Origin of the sequence: Asaia platycodi JCM 25414 (genome assembly GCF_000614545.1) — a bacterium.
Lineage (GTDB): Bacteria > Pseudomonadota > Alphaproteobacteria > Acetobacterales > Acetobacteraceae > Asaia > Asaia platycodi.
In genome coordinates, this window is record NZ_BAKW01000020.1 from 13151 (window position 1) to 37457 (window position 24307).

Sequence of the window (24307 nt, forward strand, 5' to 3'; positions counted from 1 at the left end):
GCTGAGAACCTGATGAACCTCCAGGTTTCTGCTAGCGTGTTCTTGACTTGTTCTGGTGGTTTCCCCATCTGCAGAACATGAAGAAAACCCTCGCCGCCCGTTTGGAAATCCTGTCGGATGCCGCCAAATACGACGCCTCCTGCGCGTCGAGTGGCGTAAGCTCCAAGAAGAAAGCGGGCGAGGAAGGGCTGGGGTCGAAAGCCTCGAACGGGATCTGTCATGCTTATACGCCTGACGGAAGATGCATTTCGCTGCTCAAGATCCTGATGACGAATTTCTGCATCTATGATTGCGCTTATTGCATCAATCGATCGTCTTCCAAGATCGAGCGTACGAGATTTTCAGTTGAGGAGATTATCTGGATCACCCTCGAATTCTACCGCCGCAATTATATCGAGGGGTTGTTTCTCTCCTCCGGCGTGATCCGTTCTTCCGACTACACGATGGAGGAGATGGTGCGGGTGGCGCGTGAACTACGCCTTAAGCATCATTTTCACGGCTATATCCACCTCAAGACCATTCCCGACGCGGCACCTCATCTGATTGAGGAGGCCGGGCTTTATGCCGATCGTTTATCGATCAATGTAGAGATGCCTACAGAAGCAGGCTTGGCCGCCTATGCGCCTGAGAAAGACGCAGGGCATATACGTCAGAGTATGGGGGCATTGCGGCTCAAGATAGAGGAATCGGGCGATCGCAGCCTGAGCGGACGCAAGCCGCGCCGTTTTGCACCGGGCGGGCAGAGCACGCAGATGATCATTGGTGCGGATCGTTCGACCGATCGCGATATTTTACGAAGTTCTGCCTCGCTTTATTCGGGCTATGCGCTCCGTCGTGTCTACTACTCTGCCTTCAGCCCCATTCCTGATTCGTCTCTCGCCCTGCCGGCGCAATCGCCGCCGCTGATACGTGAGCATCGGCTTTATCAGGCCGACTGGATGGTACGTTTTTACGGATTTTCATTTGATGAGATCGTGGCCCAGCGCGAAGACGGCATGCTCGATCTCGAGTTGGACCCGAAACTCGCCTGGGCCTTGCAGAACCGCGCTCTGTTTCCTGTCGATCTGAACCGCGCCAGCCGCGAGATGTTATTGCGCGTGCCGGGGTTGGGGCCGCGCTCGGTGGGGGCGCTGCTGTCAGCCAGACGCCATTGCGCCATCCGGCTGGAAGATGTGGAGCGATTGAAAGTCTCATTGCGCAAGGTCAGGCCCTTCATCGTCACGAGCGACTGGAATCCGGCCCGTTTGATCGATCGTGAAAATCTCGCGGCTGCGTTTCGTCCCCAACCACAGCAGCTTCGTCTGCTTTGAAGCGCATCCAACTCGATGGCGACGCGGATTTCGAGACGTGGAGAGGGCTTGCGCGCGGAGCGCTTGCCGAGTGTCTCGCGCCAGAGCAGGTCGAATGGATAAGCGCAGATCTGGACCAGACTGATTTGTTTGGTCTGGAAACCGGGCAACATGAGGCGCCGTCATCTCCTGAGCCGCGTGCCACGCCGGTGGGTCATCTGCCCAAAGAGGGGCTGGCCCTTCTGCGCACGATTCTTCGCCACCACGACCCAAGACGGTTTTCTCTGGCTTATCGGCTTTTATGGCGTCTTCAGACAGAGCCCGCCTTGCTCGCTATCGCGACCGACCCCGATATCAGGGAGGCAGCGCGCATGACGCAGCAGATACGCCGCGACATGCACAAGATGAAGGCGTTCGTGCGCTTTCGTGAGGCCACACTGCCCGGCAATGAAGGACGCAGGCATTTTATCGCCTGGTTCGAGCCTGAGAATTTCATTCTGGAGAGTGTCGCGCCGTTTTTCGCCGAACGCTTTTCGGACATGGACTGGATGATCCTGACTCCAATCGGCTCCATTCTGTTCGAAAAGGGCAAGCTGATCTGTGATCGGATACCCTGTGCGCCGCCGGACCTGGAAGACGATGTCGAGACGCTCTGGCACAGTTATTACCAGTCGATCTTCAACCCGGCGCGCATCAAGACAAAAGCAATGCGCTCTGAAATGCCGACCAAATATTGGAAAAACCTGCCTGAAACCCGTCTAATCCCGCAAATGCTGGCCGATGCTGAAAACCGTGTTGCGGCTATGGTAGCGCGGCAGAATGACGGTCGGGCTCCAGCCTTTCACGAGCGTCATCAGGCAGAATGGCGAGAGAAGGAGGCTCAGGCCAGTGAGCAGCGCGAGGCGCTTGACGGCCTGCCCGCGCTTTCACGCGCATTGGAGACCTGCCAGCGTTGTGACCTTTGCCGCTATGCGACGCAAAGCGTGCCCGGCGTCGGGCCGGATTATGCGCCGCTCATGCTTGTTGGCGAGCAGCCGGGCGATCAGGAGGATCTGCAGGGCAAACCATTTGTCGGACCAGCCGGACAGGTGCTCGATCGCGTATTGGCTCAGGTCGGTATCAAGCGTGACGAGGTTTATCTCACCAATGCGGTGAAGCACTTCAAATTCGTCTCGAAAGGGCGTCGCCGTATTCACCAGACGCCGGGACGCACCGAAATCGTCGCGTGTTCGCCATGGCTCGAACAGGAGATCAGGATTGTGCGGCCGAAGCTGATCGTGACCCTGGGAGCAACAGCGCTTCAGGCAGTTGAGGGGCGCGTCAGTCGCCTCGGCGCGCTGAGAGGGCAGGTACGTGACGGAAATGCGATACGCCCACCCAGCCTCGCGACGATCCATCCGTCTTACCTGTTGCGCCTGCCCGAGCCCGACAGCTCATGAGGAAGAGCGGCGGTTCAGGCAGGAGCTCTCTATTGCACGCGACTGGCTAAGGGGGCGATGATCAGGTTTGCGCTCAGGCGGAAGCCCGTAGCCAAGTAGCTGGGGCTGAGGTGAGCGAGAACAGGTTTTTTCGCGCATGGGGCGTCTTGCCTGATATGAGCGTGGTGTAGCGAGAGGCGTTTCTTATCTGCCCGGCGTCAAAGCCGGGCAGGACGTCTCTCTGTTTGGTCAGCGGGCTTCTTCAGTCATCCACACAGCGGCATTGGCGGAGAGAAAGCCGGGTTTTTCGATGGCGTGGCTCGCAACGAGGATCTCGCCTGCGGGTAGGGCGACTTCCTTCTCTCCGCAATTGAAGATGACCCTGACAGGTCCGTTGCAGAATTCGACCACATCCTTTCGTTCTGCCGCCCATTCGAGCGTGCCGCGACCGAGGCCGAACGCCTTTCGATGGGCGAGCAGGCTGCGATAGAGCGCGAGAGGCGAGTCCGGGTCTTTTTCTTCCGCAGCGACCGCGTAGTTTTTGTACTGCTCAGGCTGTGGCAGCCAGAGCTCCCCTGTTTCGTTGAAGCCGAGAGACGGGCCTTTCGCCTTCCAGGGGAGGGGAATGCGGCACCCGTCGCGACCAATTTCCTTGCCATCGGTGCGGAAGAAAGCCGGGTCCTGACGGTATTTCCTGTCGAGCTTCGTATGATCGGGCAGGCCAAGTTCTTCGCCCTGATAGAGCGTGGCCGAACCTGGCAGACCGAGCGTCATGAAAATGACCGCGCGAGCGCGTCTCAGCCCAGAGCCTCGTTTGGCTGCTCGTGGGCTGCGTCGATACCCTGAGGGCGAGCGCCCGCATCTTTCAGGCCCAGACGCGAGGCGTGGCGCACCGTGTCATGATTGGACATGACCCAGGCGGTGATGGCCCCGACTTCATGCATGGCTTCAAGCGAGTCCGTGATGATCTCCCGGTATTTGGCGGCATTCCAGCGGCAGAGCAGATAGTCGAAATTGAAGGTCTGCTGCATTTCGTCAGGGCGGACATAACGGGCAAGGCGGGAGAGGGGCTTCACCCAGGCTTCTGCCACCAGCATACGGTCGCCGGGATAGCTGGCCAGAAGCGTGTGCCAGGTGCGATAGATTTCATGCACGCCGTCGCGGTCCCACATCGGGGCATCGCTGGGCGTCTTGTCATCGTCTTCACCCACCATGGTGGCGCGCTCTGTATAGGGAGGCAGGCCTTTTTCCTTGATCAGCCCATGGGCAACATCGATACGGAAGCCATCGACCCCGCGATCAAGCCAGAAACGCAGAACGGATTCAAATTCTGTCCGCACTTCGGGGTTATCCCAGTTGAGATCGGGCTGGCAGCTATCGAAGAGATGCAGGTACCACTGGCGGGGCTTGCCGTCCTTGCGTTCGGGTTCCTGTGTCCAGGCGATGCCACCAAACACGCTTTGCCAGTTATTGGGGGGCTCTGACCCGCCCTTTCCCTGACCGTCGCGAAACAGATAGCGTTCGCGCGCAGCGCTACCCGGTTGGGAGGCCAGCGCCTCCTTGAACCATTTGTGCTGATCTGATGTGTGGTTGGGCACCATATCGGCAATGATGCGCAGCCCATGATCATGGGCTTCTTTTATCATGGCCTCGTAATCGGCGACCGTGCCGAATAGCGGATCGATCTTGCGGTAGTCGGAAATATCGTAACCTGCATCGCCTTGGGGCGACTGAAAACAGGGCGAGATCCAGAGCGCGTCGACGCCTAGCCGTTCCAGATAAGGCATACGGCTAATGATGCCGGGAAGATCGCCGACGCCGTCACCGTTGGAATCGGCAAAGGAGCGCGGGTAGATCTGATAGATGACAGCGTCTTTCCACCAGACTGGAGCTGAACCGTTCTGAGCCATGGTTTTCTTCCGTGATCGTGATGATATCAGAACACGGAGAAATCCGCCCGGTTGGCGCCGTCACACAAAGTTGCGGGCGCCAGAGGAGGAAGGGTCAAGGTGATAGACACAGGCGGCTCAGGAACCGGGGCGCGAACGCCCCGATATGATGCTTATTTCTGATAACCCGCCTGACGGATCACGCGGTTGGTGGCTGAATTGGCCGCACTCAGACCTGAATCGACGGTGTTCGCCCCCGCGATGATCGAGGCGATGGTCTGCCCGACTTGCGTGCCGATCCCCTGGAAGGGGGTGATGTCGACGAATTGTGCGCCGACATAGGGGCGCGGCTGCGCCGTCTGGCCGGACGGGTTGGAGGTTTCGATGGCCTTCAGCACGAAGGACGAGAAGGGGGCGACTTTCTGGTATTCGGGTGACTGATAAGACGAGCTGCGCGTGCCGGGCGGGATATTAACCCAGCCATCGGTCTTGGCGACGAGCTGGATATACTCTTTCGACGTGGCCCATTGAATAAAGGTGCTGGCCGCTTCAGCATGGGTGGACGACGCCGGAATGGCGAGGTTCCAAGACCAGAGCCAGGTCGGGCCGCCCTTGAAGCTACCTGTGGGCAGTGAGGCGAAGCCCACCTTGTCCGCAACGCTGCTCTGCTTGGGATCGAACACGGTGCCAGCTGCGCTGGTCGCGTCGATCCAGATGGCGCAATGGCCGGTAGCGAAGAGCGAGAGATTCTCGTTGAATCCGTTCGCGCTGGCGCCGGGTGGGCCGAATTGCTTGAGAAGCGAGGCATAATAGGTAATGGCGTTGTGCCAGGCCGGAGTGTTTAGCGTTGGCTTCCAGCTCATATCGAACCACTGACCGCCGAATCCGTCACCATGGTGGTGACGATGGTCATGTTCTCGCCCCAGCCCGGCTTGCCACGCAGGCAGATGCCGTAAGTGTCGCTCGCCTTGTCTGTGGTCTTTTCCGCAAATTCGCGGATCTGATCATAGGTCGGCGTCTCGGGCATGGTGATCCCGGCCTTGGCGAACAGATCCTTGCGATACAGCGTCATGACGCTCTCGGCATAGAAGGGCAGGGCGTAGACCTTGCTTCATAACTGACGCTCTCACGAACCGGTGCGATGATGTCGTTCAGATCATAGGCGGCGGGTAGGGTGTCGAATTTATAGAGCCATCCCTGCTTGGCCCAGAGCGGGACCTCGTAATTGCCGATGGTAAGAATATCGAACTGCCCTGCATGGGTGGCGATATCCGTTGTCACGCGCTGGCGCAGCACATTCTCCTCCAGCGTGACCCAGCGCAGATGGATATCGGGATGGGCCTTCTCGAACACGGTCGAAAGCTTGCGCATTTCGATCATCTGCACGTTGTTGACGGTCGCGATCGTGAGCGTCGTATCGGCCTTGGCTTGAGCGACAAGGCCAAAGCCTAGGGCCGCGCTGGCCAGAAGCAGGGTTTTCTTCATGTGGACTGTCCTTGGGTAGGCGCTTCGAGCTGGAGAAGGCGTTTATGGGAGAAGATGCGACAGCCCGGACCGGCGCCGGGCAGTTCGCTTATGTGGCGAAAACGCACCACAACAACTCGTTATCTCGGGAAATGTAACAGGACAGGGGCCGCCCGGAGCGCAGACGAGAGCGCTGCTGCTCGATATTCGGGGGGAGCGCTTCAGGTGTCAGCCCAGACATGGTTCGCATGGCTTTTGTCGATCCGGTTCGTCGCGTGTCACTCGATCGGGAATGCACGGTCGCAGGCTGTCATTCTTTCCTTAAATTAACAAGGAAATGACATGGATGTAACATGAATGTGTTAACCATGACATAAGAGCGCTGTCGCGACGTTTTCATCTCGGTTTTTCGGCAGTAGAGTTTCTGTAACAATCCATACATTCTGTAGTGCTTTGGCCCTCGTTCTCCTTATTCTTCTTGGTAGAAAGTGGTCATAGGCATCGTTCTTGATGTCTTCGCAAATACAGGAAGATGACGAGTATGATCTCGAAGAAGACTTTCAGCATGCTGGCTCTGGCAGCCGCGCCGTCTTTCATGGCGCTGGCCTACGCCCATGCCCCAATGCCGCTCCCGCCCGGACCTGTGGCGCCTCCGGGCCATATGGGGATGGGGCCGATGATGCCGCCCCCGCTGATGAGCATGCTCCATGGCGTCGATCTGACGAAAGAGCAGCGTGACAAGATTCATGCGCTGATGCACGGCCATCGTACCGAGCGTCGTGAAGCCATGCACCAGCGTTTCGACCTCGATCAGAAGATCGGCGCTCTGTTGATGGCCAAGGGGCCTGTCGACAAGACCAAACTCGACGCACTGGTCAAGCAGAAGGAAGCGCTCAATGCGAAGGATGAGGAGGCGATGGCGGTCGACGCTGTTGCAATCCATGATATCCTGACGCCCGAGCAACTCGACAAGGCCCGCACGACTCAGGAAAAGCTCGACGCGCTCGAAGGCAGATCCGTGACCTTCTGCGCCCGCCTCACGCCAAGGGCGATGCAGACAAGGATGAAGCTGACGCCCCCTAATCGAGCGTTGCGCCTCATTTGCTGACGGATCGGGCAGCTACAGGCTCGGGCGCCGCTTTTATCTTGACTTTGCGCGCCTACCCCTTTAGCTGCCTGACCAGATTTGAAACGCCACCTCGCGAAGGCTCGCGCAGTGGCGTCTTTCTGTTGCTTATAAGGGTTCCACGTGTTCGACACGCTTTCTGGCAAACTTTCCGGTGTATTTGAGGGTCTGTCCAAGCGCGGCAGGCTGTCCGAGGTGGATGTTGCCGAAGCGATGCGCGAAGTGCGTCTGGCCATGCTGGATGCCGACGTGGCGCTGCCCGTCGTGCGCGACTTCGTCAACAAGGTGAAGGAAAAGGCCGTCGGAACGGAGGTGCTGGAAAGCATTTCTCCCGGTCAGGCGGTCGCGAAGATCGTCAATGATGCCCTGATCGAGGCTCTTGGCGGCGCTGGCAATGTGCCGCTCAATCTCGCCGCTGTGGCGCCTGTTCCTGTGCTGATGGTCGGTCTGCAGGGTTCGGGCAAGACCACGACCTCCGGCAAGATCGCCCTTCGCCTCCTTACCCGCGAGCGCAAGCGTGTGCTCCTGGCCTCGCTCGACGTTCAGCGTCCTGCGGCTCAGTTGCAGCTCCAGCAGCTGGCCGAGCGTGTTGGCGTTGGTTCGCTGCCGATCATTGCCGGTCAGCAGCCTGTCGAGATCGCCAAGCGTGCGCTCGAAACCGGGCGTCGCGAAGGCTATGACGTCGTCATTCTCGATACGGCAGGTCGTCTGTCGATCGATGAAGCCCTGATGCAGGAAGTGCGCGACGTGCGCGATGCGACCACCCCGGTCGAGACGCTGCTCGTGGTCGATGCCATGACCGGTCAGGATGCCGTGAATACGGCACAGCGCTTCAATGAGGCTGTGGGAATCACCGGTGTCGTCATGACCCGTATGGATGGCGATGCACGTGGTGGTGCGGCGCTGTCGATGCGTGCCATTACAGGCGCGCCGATTAAGCTCGTCGGTCTGGGCGAAAAGCTCGAAGCCCTCGACGATTTCTATCCCGAGCGTGTGGCCGGTCGTATTCTCGGCCTCGGCGACATTGCCGGGCTGGTCGAGAAGGCCAGCGAGGCGCTCGACCATGAAGAGAGCGAACGCGTCGCCAAGAAGATGATGGCGGGCAAGTTCGATCTCGACGATTATGCCTCGCAGCTGCGTCAGATCGGCAAGATGGGCTCGATTTCGGGCATCGTCGGCATGCTGCCCGGCATGGGCAAGCTGAAGGAAAAGCTGGGCGATCAGGATCTCGATACCTCGATCTTCAAGCGCCATCAGGCCATTATTTCTTCAATGACCAAGGATGAGCGCAAGACGCCCGCCATGATCAAGGCCTCCCGCAAGAAGCGTATCGCTGCCGGTTCCGGCACGACCGTGCAGGAGGTTAACAAGTTGCTCAAGCAGTTTGACGACATGTCCACCATCATGAAGCGCATCAGCAAGATGGGCCTCGGTGGCATGAAGCAGATGCTTTCCGGTCTCATGTCGGGCGGTGCTCCCGGCGGGCGGCCCGGCGGTGGCTTTGGCGGCCCGCGCCGCTAACCCCATCCGGCATGAATTCACATAGTTTTCGATACCCTGGAGTTTAAAAAATGAGCGTTAAGATCCGCCTTTCGCGTGCAGGTGCCAAGAAGCGTCCGTACTACCACATCGTGATTTCAGACAGCCGCAGCCCGCGCGATGGCCGCTTCATCGAGAAGGTTGGCGCGTACAACCCGATGCTGCCTTCGGACCACGCCGACCGCATCCGTCTGAACGACGAGCGCATCAAGCACTGGCTGTCGAACGGCGCGCAGGCGACCGATCGTGTTGCTCGTTTCCTCGGCAATGCCGGCCTGATCGAGAAGCCCGTTTACAACGAGCAGCCCAAGCAGTCCGCGCCGAAGAAGCGCGCTCAGGAGCGTGCAGCCGCCAAGGCCGCAGCCTGAGCCATAAACCAGGAATAGGCTTCAGCACTCCATGACATCCGGCACCGCCTCGAGGAATATTCTTGTTGCGACTGTGGGCAGGCCCCACGGCGTGCGGGGGCTCGTGCATCTTTTCGCGGCAACCGACGATCCGGCTTCGGTCGAGGAAATCGGCGTGCTGCGCGATGAGAAGGGCAGCGTCTGGCGTGCGGAATGGCAGGGTCATGGCATCGCGCGTCTGTACGACGCGTCGGGCCGCGCCATCACCGACCGTGACGAAGCCGCGCGTCTCGTCAATCTCAAGCTGTATGTCGAGCGGGATAGCCTGCCCGAAGCGGATGAGGACGAGTTCTATCATGCCGATCTGATCGGTCTGCGTGCCGAAACCCGCGAGGGCAAGGTGCTGGGAACGATCGCAATCGTTCATGATTACGGCGCGGGGGTGAGTCTGGAAATTACCGGGGGCGGGCAGGATCTGATTGTGCCGTTCACCCAGGCCTGCGTGCCCGAGATCGATGTCGGTCTGGGCAGGGTCATCGTCGAGCCACCTCATGAGGTGGAAGTCGAGGGCGATCTGTCGGGCAAGGATGATGTAGCGGTGCGTTCATGACCTGGCGCGCAGATATTCTCACTCTGTTTCCGGACATGTTTCCGGGGCCGCTCGGGTTTTCCCTGGCGGGGCGGGCGCTTGAAGAGGGCGTCTGGTCGATGGGTGTGCATGATCTGCGCGGTTTCGGTCGCGGGCGCCATCGCGCCGTAGACGACACGCCTTTCGGTGGCGGGGCGGGAATGGTGCTTCGGCTGATGTGGTCGCCGAGGCGCTGGACTCGATTGCCGTCGAGGGCCGTCCGATCATCTATCCCACGCCACGCGGCGCGCGTCTGACGCAGGCGCAGTCTCGTGAACTTGCCTCTGGCGATGGTGTGGTGGTGCTGTGCGGGCGCTTCGAGGGTGTCGATGAGCGGGTTCTGGCGCGACGCGATGTCGTCGAGATCTCGCTTGGCGATTTCGTGCTGTCCGGTGGGGAGATCCCCGCCTATGCGCTGCTCGATTCCTGCGTGCGCCTTCTGCCCGGCGTGATGGGTTCGGAGCTGAGCGATGCCGAAGAGAGCTTCGGTGACGGTCTGCTCGAATACCCGCACTACACCAAGCCCGCCTCGTGGGAGGGCATGGATGTGCCGCCGGTTCTGCTTTCAGGGCATCATGCAGCGATAGCGGCATGGCGTCACGAACAGGCATGCCAGACGACCCAGGTCAGACGCCCCGATCTCTGGGCGGCTTATGCTGAAGCCAAGATTAACAGATAAATTTTCGTATTCTCGGAGAAGTAACATGAACATTGTCCAGCAGTATGAGGCGCGCGAAATCGAGCGTCTGACCGCCGCCCGTCCGGTTCCGGAATTCCAGGCCGGTGACACCGTGCGCGTTGGCGTGCGCGTTGTCGAAGGCACGCGTGAGCGCGTTCAGGCTTACGAAGCGTTGTGATTGCCCGTTCCAACAAGGGCCTGAACAGCAACTTCACGGTTCGCAAGATTTCGAACGGTGAAGGCGTGGAGCGTATCTTCCCGCTGTACTCCCCCAGCATCGCCGAGATCGCTGTTGTCCGTCGCGGCAAGGTGCGTCGTGCAAAGCTGTATTATCTGCGTGAGCGTAGCGGTAAGTCGGCACGTATTGCCGAGCGTCCCCGTGACACTGTGAAGACGGCTTCCTAAGTTAAGGTCAGCCCAAACAGGCTTATGAAATAAGGAGAGTGTAGTGGCCCGAACCCTGTTCGATAAAATCTGGGATGACCATGTGGTCGAACGCCTCCCGGACGGCACCTGCATTCTCTACATAGACCGTCACCTTCTACACGAGGTGACAAGCCCTCAGGCTTTCGAAGGCCTGAGGATCTCCGGGCGTCGTTTGCGTCGCCCCGATGCGACGGTTGCTGTGGTCGATCACAACGTGCCGACCTCCGACCGCTCGCTGCCGATCGAGGAGCCGGAATCCCGGCTCCAGATCGAGACGCTCGAAAAGAATGTCGCCGAGTTTGGCGTTCCCTATTTCAAGCTGCGCTCGAAAGACCAGGGGATCGTGCATGTGGTAGGCCCTGAACAGGGCATATCCCTGCCAGGCATGACCATTGTCTGCGGTGACAGCCATACCTCGACTCACGGCGCGATGGGGGCTCTGGCCTTCGGTATCGGCACGTCAGAGGTCGAGCATGTCATGGCGACGCAGACCCTGCTGCAGAAGCCTGCGAAAAACATGCGCATTACGGTTTCGGGGCAGGTTGGTCCCGGCGTGACGGCGAAAGACATCATGCTGGCGATTATCGGCAAGATCGGCACCGCTGGCGGCACCGGCCATGTCATGGAATTTGCTGGCGATGCCATTCGCGCTCTCGACATGGCAGGGCGCATGACGCTGTGCAACATGTCGATCGAGGCGGGTGCGCGCGCCGGTCTGGTTGCACCCGATGAGACGACTTTCGCCTATGTCGAAGGGCGCCGCTTTGCCCCCAAGGGTGAGGATTTCGAAAAAGCCTGCGCTTACTGGCGCACGCTGGCGACCGATGAAGGCGCGGTGTTTGACACCGAAGTCACGCTCGAAGCCGCCGAGATCCAGCCGAATCTCACCTGGGGTACGAGCCCTGAAGACGTGATTGCGATCAATGGTATTGTGCCCGATCCGGCGCAGTTCAACGATCCGGCGCGTGCCCGCCAGGTGCAGCGTATGCTCGATTACATGGGGCTTGAGGCCGGTCAGAAGATCGCGGGTACCAGGATCGACGTGGCATTCATCGGCTCCTGCACCAATAGCCGTATCGAAGATTTGCGGGCTGCCGCGGCGGTTGCCAAGGGGCGTCATGTGGCGCCCGGTGTGCGAGCATGGTGGTGCCGGGCTCGGGCAATGTGAAAGCGGCTGCGAGGCAGAGGGGCTGGATCTGATTTTCCGTGAGGCCGGGTTCGAATGGCGTGAAGCCGGGTGTTCGATGTGCCTTGGCATGAACCCCGACAAGCTGACCTCCGGCCAGCGTTGCGCCTCGACGTCCAACCGTAATTTCGAGGGCCGTCAGGGACCCGGTGGACGTACCCATCTCTGCTCGCCCGCCATGGCGGCGGCGGCGGCGGTTTCGGGCTGCTTTGTCGATGTGCGGGAGATGGCATGATGGACAAGTTCACGACACTCACGGCCATTGCGGCACCGATGCCGGTCGAGAATATCGACACGGATCAGATCATCCCGGCACGTTTCCTCAAGACCATTCAGCGCAGCGGTCTGGGTAAGAGCGCTTTTGCCGCGCAGCGCTATCATGACGACGGGTCGGAGAAGCCCGATTTCGTGCTCAATCGCGAGCCCTATCGCAAGGCCGAAATCCTGATCACGCTCGATAATCTTGGCTGCGGGTCGTCTCGCGAACATGCGCCCTGGGCGCTGCTGGATTTCGGTATTCGCTGCGTGATAGCGCCGAGCTTTGCCGATATCTTTTTCAATAACTGCTTCAAGAACGGCATTCTGCCGATCCGCCTGCCGCGCGAGATCTGTGAGTCGCTCATGGAAGACGCGCAGATGGGGGCGAATGCCCGCATCACCATCGATCTGGAAAACCAGATCGTGCAGCGTCCCGATGGCAGCACTATTGCGTTCGAGGTCGATAATTTTCGCAAACATATGCTGATCGAGGGGCTCGACGATATCGGGCAGACGCTTCAGCACGACAGCGCGATACAATCCTTCGAGCAGAAGCGTCAGAGAGACGAATCCTGGCGCCCCACTATTGTGATGGAGACGGTTTCGTGAGCCAGGCCACCAAGCTACTCGTTCTTCCCGGCGACGGGATCGGCCCCGAAGTCATGCGTGAGGTCGTCAGGATCGTGCGCTGGCTCGGTGAGGCCAAGGGGCTTGCTCTCGAATTGACGGAAGAACTGGTCGGTGGTGCGTCTCTCGCCGCTCATGGCGTGCCGCTGCGCCCCGAGGTGGTCGCACTCGCCAAGGAAGCCGATGCTGTGCTGTTTGGTTCGGTAGGCGATCCGAAATGGAGCCATGTCTCGTTCGACAAGCGCCCTGAAGCCGCCATTCTAGCTTGCGTCAGGAGCTCGAACTCTTTGCCAATCTGCGCCCCGCGCAGGTTTTTGCGCCGCTGGTCGATGCGTCCTCGCTGAAGCCGGAGCTGGTGGCCGGGCTCGATATCATGATCGTGCGCGAGACGGTTGGTGGCATCTATTTCGGCGAGCCGCGCGGTATCGAAACACTGCCCGATGGGTCGCAGCGCGGCATCAATACCGAAGTCTACACGACGTCCGAAATCGAGCGTGTGGCCCGTGTGGCGTTCGAGCTTGCCCGTTTGCGCGGTAACCATGTCTGCTCGGTCGAGAAGTGCAACGTGATGGAGAGCGGTTTGCTGTGGAAGCAGGTCGTGACCGCCTTGCATGAGCGCGAATACAGCGATGTCACGTTGAGCCATATGCTGGCGGATAACTGCGCCATGCAGCTCGTGCGCAATCCCAAGCAGTTCGACGTCATCGTGACGGGCAATCTGTTCGGCGATCTGCTGTCCGATCTGGCTTCGATGCTGACCGGCTCGCTGGGCATGCTGCCCTCGGCCACGCTTGGCCCGGTGCAGGAGAATGGCAAGCGCCATGCGCTCTATGAGCCGATCCATGGTTCGGCGCCCGATATTGCCGGGCAGGGCATCGCCAACCCGCTGGCACAGATCCTCTCTTTCGCCATGCTGCTGCGCTATTCTCTCAAGCGTGAGGAAGAGGCGGCTCTCGTCGAGAAAGCTGTCTCGAACGTGCTGTCGAGCGGCTTGCGTACAGCCGATATCATGTCCGAAGGTATGAAGCGCGTTGGCACCGAGGAAATGGGTGCCGCCGTTCTTCAGGAAATGCAGAAGCTGGCCTGAGAGCCAGCCGGAGGAAGATATGTCCCTGATCGCTGCCCGGCTCAACCGGATCTCCCCCAGCCAGACGATCGCCATCTCGCAGAAAGCGCGGGCCTGAAAGAAGCGGGGCGGGACATTATCAGCCTCTCCGCCGGTGAGCCTGATTTCGAGACGCCTGAAAACGTCAAACAGGCCGCCTTCGACGCGATTGCGCGAGGCGAAACACGTTATACCGATGTTGCGGGCACGCCCGCCTTGCGCAAGGCTGTTGCGGCATGGTTGAACCGCGATTTCGGCCTCGACTACAAGGCTGAGGAAATCGTGGTTTCCACGGGCGGGAAACAGGTCATTTATGACGTGTTCACCGCGACACTCGACGCGGGGGATGAAGTCATCATCGGCGCCAGCCTGGGTTTCCTATCCCGACATCGTGGCATTGGCCGATGGTACGCCTGTGGTGGTGCAAACCAGGCCTGAAAACGGTTTTCGTCTCGACGCCGAGGCGCTGCGAGCGTCCATTACCCCAAAGACCAAATGGCTGGTGCTAAACTCGCCCTGCAATCCGACGGGCGCGGTCTATTCCGGGGCCGATCTGCGCGCGCTCTGCGATGTGCTGCTCGATCATCCGCGTGTCTGGGTGCTGACCGACGATATTTACGCCAAGCTGGTCTATGACGGGCTGGTCAGCAAGACGCTGGTACAGGTCGAGCCGAAACTGCGCGAGCGTGTGGTGACGATGAACGGTGTCTCGAAAGCCTATGCCATGACCGGCTGGCGCATCGGTTTCTCCGCTGCACCGGTCGAGCTCACCAAGGCGCTGATCAAATTGCAGGGTCAGAGCACGAGCAATCCCTGCTCTATCGCCCAGGCTGCCGCGCTTGAGGCTGTTACAGGCCCTCAGGATTTTATCGGCGGCATGGTTTCGGTTTACCAGGAGCGCCGCGATCTCGTTCTGTCGATGCTGGCTCAGGCGCCGGGTCTGACCTGCATTCGCCCCGAGGGGGCGTTCTACGTCTTCCCGTCCATTGCGGGTGTGATCGGCAAGAAGACGAGCACGGGTAAGGTAATCGAGAATGACGAGATTTTCGTCACCGAATTACTTGACGAAACGGGCGTCGCCGCCGTGCATGGCAGCGCGTTCCTGACGCCGGGTTATTTCCGTATTTCCTACGCCACCGACACTGAGAGCCTGCGCGAAGCCTGCACACGCATCCAGCGTTTCTGCGCTTCCCTGAGCTGAGAACCTAATCATGAGCTTTCGTCTGGCACAGCGTCTTCAAGGGCTGCCGCAGCCCGCAACGATCGCAATGTCGGCGAAAGCTCGGGCGCTGAAAGCGCAGGGTGTCGACGTCATTTCTCTGGCGCTGGGCGAGCCGGATTTTCCCTCACCGCCTGAGGCTGTCGAGGCGGCCTATCAGGCCGGTCTGCGTGGCGATACCAAATATCCGCCCGTGGGCGGACAGCCTGTGCTCAAGACCGCGGTTGTGAAGAAATTCCGCGATGAAAACGGTCTGAACTACGCGCCCGAAGAAATTCTGATCGGCAATGGCGGCAAGCAGCTCATCTATAATGCGTTTGCTGCGACCATCGATCCGGGTGATGAGGTCATCGTGCCCGCGCCGTATTGGGTGAGTTATCCGATCATCGCGCAGATGTTGGGGGGCGTGCCTGTGGCGGTGACCTGTCACGAAGAGGACAGGTTTCGTCTCAAGGCCGAGGCGCTGCGCGCTTCCATCACTTCGCGCACGCGATGGCTCGTCCTCAATTTCCCGAATAATCCGAGCGGCGCCATTCTGGAGCGCGACGATCTCGAGGCGATTGCTGCCGTGCTGCGCGAGGCGCCGCATGTTTTGGTCATGGCAGACGAGATTTACGAGCATCTGACGTTTGACGGCAAAACCCATGCCTCTCTGGCCAGTGTCGCGCCCGATCTCAAGGACCGTATTCTGACGATCAACGGCATGGCCAAGGCCTATGCCATGACAGGCTGGCGTGTCGGCTTCTGCGGTGGTCCGGCGCCACTGATCAAGGCCATGACCAGCATCCAGAGCAATGCGACATCGGGCATCTGCACTTTGGCTCAGGCCGGGGCTGTTGCGGCGCTTGCGACATCGCCAGCCGGTCGTGACGCCATGCGCGATGTGTATCAGTCGCGCCGTGACCTTGTGGTGTCGAAACTGCGCGCCATGCCGCATGTGACCTGCGCCACGCCCGAGGGAGCATTCTACGCCTTCCCCGGTATCAGCGGTGCAGTGGGCAAAACGAGTGCCGCAGGGCGCGTAATCGTCGATGATGTTGCTTTTGCCGAAGCCCTGCTCGAAGAGGCGCATGTGAGTGTCGTACCGGGGAGCGCCTTCGGTCAGTCGGGCCATATACGCCTGTCTGTCGCGGCTTCGGACGCGCTTCTGATCGAGGCTTGCGCAAAGCTCGAGCGGTTCCTTCTGGCGCTTGTCTGACGGAATCGCGCCTGATTGAAAGGGACGAACCAGGCAAGGCCGGGTTGACCGAGGCTTGACTGGACGAAGCCGGGCCGGAATGCGACCATGAGCGCATGATCACATCCTTTCCCGAATTCAATACTCTGGATTTTCCGACACCCACGCGAGAGACCCTCGATCAGGCCTATGCGGCGATAGGCGCTGCGCTGGATGGTGGCGATCTCGCGCGTGGGCTCGCGCTTTTCGACGCCCAGCGTCGCGCCTATGAATCCTGGTCGGCTCTGGTGGAGCTGCGCTTTTCGCAGGATACGCGCAACGCCGATTACGTTGCCGCCCGCGACTACGCCGATAGTCTGACACCCTATGCCACCAATCTCGAGACACAGATCAAGAAGCGCGTTCTCGCGCGTCGCGATGAGGCAGCAGCGCATCTGGACGCGCATGTGCTTGCGCTCTGGGATGCAGACATCACCACATTTGACGTGCGTATAGAGGCCATGCTCGCAGAAGAGGCGCGTCTTTCGGCGGAATATACTGCCCTGCTTGCCGCCGGGGAAATCGCCTTTCGGGGGGAAAGCCATAATCTCTCCGGGCTGGAGCCCTTCCAGCAGGACCCTGACCGCGTCACACGGCATGAGGCTGAGGCCGCGCGCTGGGGATTCTATGAGGCGAACGGCGCGCAGCTCGACCGTGTTTTCGATGATCTCGTGCGCCTGCGCACCGGCATGGCCCATACGCTTGGTTTCGATTCCTATATCGATCTCGGTTATCGTCGTATGCGACGCACCGACTACAATGCGCAGGATGTCGCGCGTTTTCGCGAGCGTATCGCGAGCCATGTCACGCCCTTGGTTCAGGCCCTTTTGCAGCGCCGCCAGCTGGAAATGGGATGGGACAGCCTGAAAGCCTGGATGAGGCGCTGGTTGATCCGAGAGGCAATCCTGGCCCTGCAGGCGATTACGATCTGATGATCGCGCGGGCGAAGGAGATGTTCACCCGTCTGGACGAGAGCGGCGAAATGGCCGCTTTCTTCTCGGAGATGGTCGAGAAGAATTATCTCGATCTGAAGAACCGTGCCGGCAAGGCGGGAGGCGGTTTCTGCACGTCATTTGCGACGCAGGGCACACCGTTCATTTTTGCCAACTTCAATGGCACTCACGGTGATATCGGCGTGTTTACCCATGAGATGGGTCACGCTTTCCAGAACTGGAAAAGCCGCGATCTGCCCATGATCGACATGCTCTGGCCGACCATGGAGGGGGCGGAGATCCACTCGATGGGCCTCGAATTCCTGACTTGGCCCGAGATCGATCTGCTGGTGGAAGAGGGGGCAGGTGAGCGGTATCGGCGTCTGCATCTGATCGAGAGCCTGAGCTTTCTGCCTATGGTGCATGTGTCGATCATTTCCAGCACGAGATCTATGCCAAGCCGGGGATGAGCCCTGAAGAGCGCCACGCCACATGGCAGAGGCTGGAGAAGCAATATCTACCCTGGCGCGATTGGGTGATCTCGCCTATCCGGCGAAGGGGGGCCGTTGGCAGGCCCAGCGCCATATTTACGGGTCGCCCTTTTATTATATCGATTACACGCTGGCGCTCTGCGTGGCGCTTCAGATCTGGCTGATTGCCCAGGTCGATGCCTCGCGTGCACTCGAACTCTATCGCGGGCTGTGTGAGGCGGGGGGAAGTCAGGCCTTCTGCACGCTGGTGCGCAATGCCGGGCTGACCGTACCTTTTGAGGACGATGCTCTGGCCGAAATCGTGGATGAAGCCGAGCAGATGCTCATGATGTGAAGAGATGCCCCCTCTCTCGCGAGAGGGGGCAGGGCCGATTTCAGCCGCGGCGGTTCCATTTATCGAGCAGGTCGAGCACCGATTGCGACGACATGGCACGCGCATTGCCGAGCGTGTTTGCCCCATCGGCATTGAGTAGCTTGCGGCCCGGTGTGACGATCAGCACGGTCGGGACTTCATGAATCGTAACGCCGAATTGCTGGGCGATATCGAGATTCTTGTCGATGCGCCCGACATTGACCGGCACGACCACAAACTGGGATTCGAGCCATTGCGCGACTTCCGGCTGATTGAAAAGCCCGGCCAGCATGCGGCAATCGGGGCACCAATTGCCGCCGAAATCGATCAGGACCTTGCGCTTCGTACGTGCTGCCGTTGCAAAGGCCTCCTCAACCTGGGTCTTGGCGAGGGCGATATCGGGATAAACATCCTTTGCCGGCGTGATCTGCACCGAGCTGTCGATCTTCGGCGGTGCCGGCGGACCGTCTTCGGCGAATGCCGTGCCGCTTGCATAGGGAAGCGCAACGGGAGCAAGCGCGGAGAGGCCGAGGGCGAGGGAGGTCAGGACGCCAAATTTGCGTTTCAGCACGATGCGGGCCTTTCGGAACTTGAAAAAGGTTTGGGGGCGGGGTGGTTGAAAAACAGCGAGAGTATGAAATGTTTCGTCCCGTCGGGGAATACAAGAGCACAAAGGGCCAATGATGAAACAACGTAATGAAGCGCAAGGGGCAACGGGAGAAGTTTCTATCACCACGACCCTGCTTCGCACGACAGGGCTCGTCGGGCTGACGCTTGTGTTGGCGATTCTGATCCGGTTCGTTCCGTTCCTGTCGCATGGCGTACAATGGGTGGCGGGAACGGATGCATGGCAAAAGCTCTATTCCCTGCTTGGCATCGATACCAGCCTGGGCCGCGAGCAGCTCATTCTGGTCGGCATCATGCTTTGCTGCTTTTTTGTTGCGCTTGGTGTGCAGACGGCGCTGGTCTATTTCATCGCACGTTTGAAGCGGTGAGCGAAGCAGGCCAGAACGGCCAGACTCAGCCATGCCAGCATGGTCAGCGTGCCACCGAAAGGCGCCAGAAACGCGATATTCGGCCCTTTCAACGCCAGTGAGGCAACTGGCAGGGTAAAAAGCAGCGTGCCCAGCGCCATTGGCAGAGCGACCCAGCGCAGAATGGCGCTACCGCTGACGCCAAGTGCGAGCAGGGCAAGCACATGCCACATCAGCATTTCAACCCCGCGTGACAACATGGCTCGTCCGCCGGTGACGAAGGCTGATCGGGCAGATGTGCGCCCAGGGCGGCCAGCATGACGGCGAGGCAACCGAAAATGCCGCAGAAAATGAAAATCAGACGTTGCATGGCAGCATGGGCGGAACACTTTCGTCTTCAATGGGTTCAGATCAAGGTATCTGGCAGTCTATGCCAGTCCTCATAGAGTAAGAAGTAAAGGTCATCATCATGAAAGCTGGTTTCTGGATCGGATTGGCGGCCCTGCCGCTTTGCGCGTGCACGCCCGGCTATCCGCGTCTGCCCCCCCTGCCAGACAAGGCGCCGCCTTTCACGACGGCTGACGCGGCGTTCCTGCAGCAAGCCAACGAGCACGATCTGACCCAGATCGCGCTGAGCAAACTCGCTGCGGACCATGCACGCGCGACCGAGGTGAAGGATCTCGCGCAAACGACCGAAAAGAACTACGACGCGCACCGCAAGACGCTGGCGACACTGGCAAGCAAGCATGACCTCACTCTGACCGAAACGCCTCTGGCCAGCGATCAGGCGACGATCGATCGCGTGTCGCATCTGCATGGACCGGCCTTTGACAAGGCTTATGTAACAGCGCTGCGTAACGAGTCGCAGGGGAATGAACAAGCCATCGCCTCGGCAGCTACCACGAAGGACAGCGATATCAGGAATGCGGCGGCAGGGCTGCAGACATTGGATAAGCAGGTCATCTCATCGGCCTATAGCTGGATGCCTAAGCTTGCTGTGCGCAAGACGCACAAATCCACGCGCTGAGAGGGGCTGCTCGTGAGTGTTCGTCTCGACAGGATTGTTACCCGCGGCGGTGATCAAGGCATGACCTCGCTCGGAGACGGGGCACGTATCCGGAAGGATGATCCCCTGATCGAAGCGATGGGGTGCGTCGACGAACTCAATGCGGTGGTAGGGCTCGTGCGGCTGCATTGCCCAGGTCGCGATGCGCTGGCCCGCATCCAGAACCTCCTTTTCGATCTGGGGGCGATTCTTTGTATCCCGGAGCGTGAGGATGATGGGGGGCGTGTCGCCGAGGGCGTCATCTGGCTAGACTCCGAGATCGTCGCCTTGCGCGAGAGCCAGCAGCCTCTGACGAGCTTCGTTCTGCCCGGTGGGTCGGTCGGAGCAAGCTGGGCGCATATGGCGCGTGTCGTGGCGCGGCGCAGCGAGAGGCGTGTCGTGGCGCTCGATCAGGCGCGTCTTGCCTCAGCCGTGAAGTTTTTGAACCGTTCCAGCGATTATTTCTTCGTGCTTGCGCGCCATATGAACGATGATGGTCGCTCTGACATTTTGTGGCAGCGCGATCAAACCTGAAATGGATGTGTGGAGGAGGCGCTGCGCCCGTATCCTCCACACAATGTCTGTCAAAATGAAACGAATGCTGTATCGCAACAAGTTTTTGTGATATTGCTCAAAAGAGCGGTAAGCGGGGCCATTCTGGTTTCTGCAAATTCGTGCCTGATCTATTCTTTCCAGAAATTACGAACCTGATTGCCGAAGGTCGATTCACTTCGTGGGAAGAAAAAATCAGTAATTCACAGGTTTTTAATACTGCGTATTCTTTCTTTATCCAAGTAACATCTGTCGCCCGGTTCTTTTCTACAAGGAGAGCCCTTGAGGTGACAATTATGGCGATTTCGTTTAGGAGCAGGCCGCAAGACAAGTTCGGCCTTCCTAGAGATCAGGCGCAGAAGCGCATGCTGGACGAGCCGAGACGGGCGCATAAGATCAAGATGATTTTCTCAAATCGGAAGACATAAAGTGGGTATCGACTCAGATTTTTATAATAACGATACGAACCAGGATGGTGAGCTCAGCGAGGATTCACTTCGCCTCGCGCTGGAGCGGCTGGGCTCCAAAAGTAACAAGAGACATTCGCAGGGCGGCCATCAGAAAGTTGCTCCTGACCAAAGGCGCCGCCGCTTCGTGCAGGAGGGGCAGGTCGTCGTCGAGCATCATCAGCTCTCACGCGCCAGTCTGCGCGCGCCATCTTCTCAGGGTGACGACCACGGAGAAGAGCTGTCACGTATGCGTAATCTGCTGAAGCACGAGCAGCGCCGTGCGGAGGACGCCCAGCGTGATCTGGGGAATGTGCAGGTGCAGTTGCGCACGCTTGAAACCCATCTCGTTCATGAAAAACTGCATGTGACCGAGTTGAAAGCGAAATGTGCCGAGGCTGAGCAGGCGCTGCTCGAAGCTCAGGTTGAGCTTTCCAGACTACGCGAGGAAAACCAGAAGCGTCGCGTCGAACCAGTGGTGGCGGTCGAGGGAACGGTAGAGCCCGTTATCAAGAGAGGCAGAGGGCGCCCGCCGCGTGTCAAGGAAGTTTCTGTCCTGTCTGGTGACCCCGAGCCGGTGCGCTGGTGGAAAGAATAGACTCTCTGCCGGGTTCCGCATGCAGGTGCATCGCATTTGAGGCAATAAAAAAGACCGACCGGGAAGTCTCTTCCGGTCGGTCTTTTTGTATTGGGCCTGTTGGCGCCCGATCGGCGTGAAGAACCGGGGCCGATTGATCAGAGAGCGCGACTGGCTTTGCGTAGCGTGCGTGCAAACCAGACAAGGCAGAGGGCGAAAAGGGCGATACCCGTCAGATTCTGGAAGGCCTCGCCGACCGGGATGGTCAGCAGATCGGTGTGGCCGGTCATGCCGCTGAGCACGGCGATAACCACACCGATCAGGCTTTCGCCAACAATGAACCCCGAGGCGACCATAGTGCCAGTGCTGTCATCGCTGTGAGACGCCCCATGGGGCGTACGGTCGAAAAAGAAGGCGATGATGGCGCCAATGGCGATGGTGACCGACACATCGGCGGGAAGATAAATGCCCATGCCAACGGCGAGCGGCGGCATGGCGAGATTACGGATTTTCAGCAGACGATCGATGATGATCAGGCGACGCCAATCGCCGCGCCGATCAGGATCATGGTCCAGTCGAGATTGCGCAGCAGAATGCCTCGGGCGATGTCGGCCATCAAGGCAGGCTGCGGGGCGGCAAGAGCCCGCGACGGGTCCATGTCGGGGCGTGGCAGGGTACTGCCGAAACCGTAAGCCTGATAGAGCACATTCAGAACTGGCGGGATGACGAGCGCGCCGACGACGCAGCCGACGAGGAGCACGACTTCCTGCTTCCACGGCGAGGCACCCACCAGTTGCCCGGTTTTCAGATCCTGCAGGTTGTCGTTTGAAATGGCTGCCGATCCGGTGAGTGCCGTCAGAACGAACAGGATATAGGCGATGGCGCTATGCTGATCATGGGCCGAGAGCGCGTCGGGCACGAGGTGGAGGGCTTCCAGCGAGTAGCGCCAGGCACAGGGCGACGACGCTGATGATCGAAATCCCCGAGATGGGCGATGACGACGAGCCGATGATACCCGCCATATAGCCGCAGGCGCTCGCCACCAGAAACCCGATGAAGAGGCAGGCAGCGAGCCCGAGGCCCAGCATGACGACGAGATAGAAATCATGCGGCGTGATCGGCCAGAGGAAGAGCGTGAAAAGCGCACCAAGCCCGAGAATGAGGGCACCGAGCAGCAGGTTCATGACGATGGGAGGGAGATCGCGATCTGTCTCGTCCAGGCTGGCGCGGTGGGTCTGTGAAAACGCCTCGCGTAATCCGCGCAGGACCGGGCCGATAAGCGAAAAGACCGTCCAGCATGCTGCCACGGCGATGGTGCCCGCCCCCATGAAGCGGATCTTGTGGACCCAGAGCCCAGTCGCGAAATCGGCCGCAGAAACCCCGGCAGGATGCACGACCACCGTGCAGAGCCACGGCACGCCAACGCCCCAGCCGATCAGGACACCTGCAAGCATCGCAAGCCCGCCGCCGAGGCCGACGAGATAGCCCGTGCCGATCAGGGCGAGCGAATAGGCGCCCTGAAGGCGAAAGACGGAGGGGCCGAGGGAGAATGTCGCGCTCCAGCCATCCCTGATGATTCTGACACCCGTACTGAGAAATGTCAGGCCAGCCGCAATCAGACTGCCGCGTATCAGGGCTTTGAGCGCCTGCTGGTTGCCCTCGGGGGAGGCTACGCGCAGAATTTCGGCACAGGCAACGCCCTCGGGATAGGGCAGGGCGCTGTGGGTGACCAGGGCGCGTCTCAGGGGGATGGTGAACAGCACGCCCGTAGCGCCGCCGAGCAGGGTGATGAAAAAACTCTCCCAATACGGAAAGCCGCTCCAGAACCCGATCATGACCAGACCGGGTATGGTGGCAAACACGCAGCTCAGCGTGCCTGCGGCCGAGGCCTGGGTCTGGACCAGATTGTTTTCGAGAATGGTGCTGCCGCCCAGCGCCCGCAGCACCGCCATGGAAATGACGGTCGCGGGAATGGAGGAGGCAAAGGTAAGGCCGATTTTCAGGCCCAGATAGACGTTGGAAGCGGTGAAGATGATCGTGATCAGGGCGCCGAGAACGAGTCCTCGAATGGTCAGTTCCCGTGTCGCCGAAGTCATGCTGTCTCTCTGTCTCGATAACGTAAGGAACAGGTCCTACGACGAAGTGTCTAGAAACGGAAGACGAAGTTCGACTGGTAATAGCTCCCGCTCTTTCCCCCTGCCGCCCGCAATCCGTCAGACCCGATGAAGCGGGCGCCATATTGTGTCCAGGTCAGATGGCGGTTGAGCTGTAATGTCAGGGATGCCTGGGGCACGATGCCGATAAAACCACCACGCAGATTGGTGAAAGCATAGACGCCGGAAGGGCCATAGACGGCATCGTCAGTAGAGGCGCGCCAAAAAAGCGGGCTTTTGAACTGAAGGCTGAGCCAGTTGCGCGGCGTCAGGCGAATGACCGGCGACAGGCTGACAAGGTTGCTTGGTGCGATATAGGTGGTGGTGTCGAGGTAATTGGTCTGCGGGTTGAACGGCGCGATATAGGTG

General features: G+C 59.7%; 18 protein-coding genes and 8 pseudogenes. 18 read left to right on the forward strand and 8 right to left on the reverse strand.

Annotated elements, in window-relative coordinates; translation table 11 throughout:
- Nucleotides 1-77: 77 nt before the first annotated feature.
- Nucleotides 78-1310, forward strand: a complete 1233-nt coding sequence (locus tag JCM25414_RS13340) for a putative DNA modification/repair radical SAM protein (RefSeq protein WP_025841961.1) — start codon at nucleotides 78-80, stop codon at nucleotides 1308-1310.
- Nucleotides 1307-2728: a UdgX family uracil-DNA binding protein gene (locus JCM25414_RS20400; RefSeq protein ID WP_035443505.1), complete on the forward strand. Its 1422-nt coding sequence runs from the start codon at nucleotides 1307-1309 to the stop codon at nucleotides 2726-2728. The genes JCM25414_RS13340 and JCM25414_RS20400 overlap by 4 nt, the downstream gene beginning before the upstream one ends.
- A 228-nt stretch (nucleotides 2729-2956) precedes the next feature.
- Here the strand turns inward: JCM25414_RS20400 and JCM25414_RS23835 are convergent, their stop codons facing one another.
- From JCM25414_RS23835 to JCM25414_RS27120, 4 genes and pseudogenes are all read right to left on the reverse strand, one after another.
- Nucleotides 2957-3481, reverse strand: a complete 525-nt coding sequence (locus tag JCM25414_RS23835) for an alpha-amylase family glycosyl hydrolase (protein ID WP_199897644.1) — start codon at nucleotides 3479-3481, stop codon at nucleotides 2957-2959.
- A gap of 23 nt (nucleotides 3482-3504) precedes the next feature.
- A complete protein-coding gene (locus JCM25414_RS20405; RefSeq protein WP_199897645.1) occupies nucleotides 3505-4617 on the reverse strand; it encodes an alpha-amylase family glycosyl hydrolase in 1113 nt (370 codons plus the stop codon).
- A 152-nt stretch (nucleotides 4618-4769) separates the two neighbouring features.
- Nucleotides 4770-5668, reverse strand: a pseudogene (locus tag JCM25414_RS20410) (extracellular solute-binding protein).
- Entirely contained in the window at nucleotides 5665-6081 is a 417-nt protein-coding gene (locus JCM25414_RS27120) for an extracellular solute-binding protein (RefSeq protein WP_456303458.1), read from the reverse strand. The pseudogene JCM25414_RS20410 and the gene JCM25414_RS27120 overlap by 4 nt, the downstream one beginning before the upstream one ends.
- 520 nt (nucleotides 6082-6601) lie before the next feature.
- Between JCM25414_RS27120 and JCM25414_RS13360 the strand changes: the two genes are divergently transcribed.
- From JCM25414_RS13360 to JCM25414_RS20440, 12 genes and pseudogenes are all read left to right on the forward strand, one after another.
- A complete protein-coding gene (locus JCM25414_RS13360) occupies nucleotides 6602-7168 on the forward strand; it encodes a Spy/CpxP family protein refolding chaperone (RefSeq protein WP_025841962.1) in 567 nt (188 codons plus the stop codon).
- A 141-nt stretch (nucleotides 7169-7309) separates the two neighbouring features.
- The gene (gene ffh / locus JCM25414_RS13365; protein ID WP_025841963.1) at nucleotides 7310-8707 is read left to right on the forward strand and encodes a signal recognition particle protein; all 1398 of its coding nucleotides are present in this window, start codon (nucleotides 7310-7312) and stop codon (nucleotides 8705-8707) included.
- A 50-nt stretch (nucleotides 8708-8757) separates the two neighbouring features.
- Nucleotides 8758-9093 carry a 30S ribosomal protein S16 gene (gene rpsP / locus JCM25414_RS13370; RefSeq protein WP_025841964.1) on the forward strand — a complete coding sequence of 112 codons (336 nt, stop codon included), beginning with the start codon at nucleotides 8758-8760 and terminating at the stop codon, nucleotides 9091-9093.
- 31 nt (nucleotides 9094-9124) lie between these two features.
- Nucleotides 9125-9682 carry a ribosome maturation factor RimM gene (rimM, locus tag JCM25414_RS13375; protein ID WP_025841965.1) on the forward strand — a complete coding sequence of 186 codons (558 nt, stop codon included), beginning with the start codon at nucleotides 9125-9127 and terminating at the stop codon, nucleotides 9680-9682.
- Nucleotides 9679-10379: pseudogene (trmD, locus tag JCM25414_RS20415) on the forward strand (tRNA (guanosine(37)-N1)-methyltransferase TrmD). Before rimM ends, trmD begins: the two are co-directional and overlap by 4 nt.
- Nucleotides 10380-10404: 25 nt before the next feature.
- Nucleotides 10405-10784, forward strand: a pseudogene (gene rplS, locus JCM25414_RS20420) (50S ribosomal protein L19).
- A gap of 43 nt (nucleotides 10785-10827) precedes the next feature.
- Nucleotides 10828-12226 (forward strand): annotated as a pseudogene (gene leuC, locus JCM25414_RS20425) (3-isopropylmalate dehydratase large subunit).
- On the forward strand, nucleotides 12226-12858 hold the full coding sequence (gene leuD, locus JCM25414_RS13395) for a 3-isopropylmalate dehydratase small subunit (RefSeq protein WP_025841966.1): 633 nt from the start codon (nucleotides 12226-12228) through the stop codon (nucleotides 12856-12858). Before leuC ends, leuD begins: the two are co-directional and overlap by 1 nt.
- Nucleotides 12859-12911: 53 nt before the next feature.
- Nucleotides 12912-13963: pseudogene (gene leuB / locus JCM25414_RS20430) on the forward strand (3-isopropylmalate dehydrogenase).
- A 19-nt stretch (nucleotides 13964-13982) separates the two neighbouring features.
- Nucleotides 13983-15182: pseudogene (locus tag JCM25414_RS20435) on the forward strand (pyridoxal phosphate-dependent aminotransferase).
- Nucleotides 15183-15192: 10 nt separating this feature from the next.
- Nucleotides 15193-16398 (forward strand): pyridoxal phosphate-dependent aminotransferase, encoded by a 1206-nt coding sequence (locus JCM25414_RS13410; protein WP_025841967.1) that lies wholly within the window; start codon nucleotides 15193-15195, stop codon nucleotides 16396-16398.
- A gap of 95 nt (nucleotides 16399-16493) precedes the next feature.
- Nucleotides 16494-18173: pseudogene (locus JCM25414_RS20440) on the forward strand (M3 family oligoendopeptidase).
- Nucleotides 18174-18213: 40 nt separating this feature from the next.
- Here the strand turns inward: JCM25414_RS20440 and JCM25414_RS13420 are convergent.
- Complete coding sequence (locus tag JCM25414_RS13420) at nucleotides 18214-18762, reverse strand: thioredoxin family protein (protein ID WP_025841968.1); 549 nt, start codon at nucleotides 18760-18762, stop codon at nucleotides 18214-18216.
- 109 nt (nucleotides 18763-18871) lie between these two features.
- Here JCM25414_RS13420 and JCM25414_RS13425 point away from each other — a divergent pair, with 109 nt between their 5' ends.
- Entirely contained in the window at nucleotides 18872-19186 is a 315-nt protein-coding gene (locus JCM25414_RS13425; RefSeq protein WP_025841969.1) for a hypothetical protein, read from the forward strand.
- Here the strand turns inward: JCM25414_RS13425 and JCM25414_RS20445 are convergent.
- On the reverse strand, nucleotides 19159-19425 hold the full coding sequence (locus JCM25414_RS20445) for a DUF423 domain-containing protein (protein ID WP_051535893.1): 267 nt from the start codon (nucleotides 19423-19425) through the stop codon (nucleotides 19159-19161). The two genes, JCM25414_RS13425 and JCM25414_RS20445, sit on opposite strands and share 28 nt — an antisense overlap.
- Nucleotides 19426-19634: 209 nt before the next feature.
- On the opposite strand from JCM25414_RS20445, the gene JCM25414_RS13435 reads away from it, so the two are divergent.
- From JCM25414_RS13435 to JCM25414_RS21935, 3 genes are all read left to right on the forward strand, one after another.
- On the forward strand, nucleotides 19635-20192 hold the full coding sequence (locus JCM25414_RS13435; protein ID WP_025841970.1) for a DUF4142 domain-containing protein: 558 nt from the start codon (nucleotides 19635-19637) through the stop codon (nucleotides 20190-20192).
- A gap of 12 nt (nucleotides 20193-20204) precedes the next feature.
- Nucleotides 20205-20744, forward strand: coding sequence for a cob(I)yrinic acid a,c-diamide adenosyltransferase (locus JCM25414_RS13440; protein WP_025841971.1), 540 nt, complete (start codon nucleotides 20205-20207; stop codon nucleotides 20742-20744).
- A 612-nt stretch (nucleotides 20745-21356) separates the two neighbouring features.
- Nucleotides 21357-21806 carry a hypothetical protein gene (locus tag JCM25414_RS21935; RefSeq protein ID WP_148301093.1) on the forward strand — a complete coding sequence of 150 codons (450 nt, stop codon included), beginning with the start codon at nucleotides 21357-21359 and terminating at the stop codon, nucleotides 21804-21806.
- 137 nt (nucleotides 21807-21943) lie between these two features.
- Here JCM25414_RS21935 and JCM25414_RS27050 read toward each other — a convergent pair.
- Nucleotides 21944-23881 (reverse strand): annotated as a pseudogene (locus JCM25414_RS27050) (OPT family oligopeptide transporter).
- Between the two features lie 50 nt (nucleotides 23882-23931).
- Complete coding sequence (locus tag JCM25414_RS25325; RefSeq protein ID WP_369346089.1) at nucleotides 23932-24300, reverse strand: alginate export family protein; 369 nt, start codon at nucleotides 24298-24300, stop codon at nucleotides 23932-23934.
- Nucleotides 24301-24307: the final 7 nt, after the last annotated feature.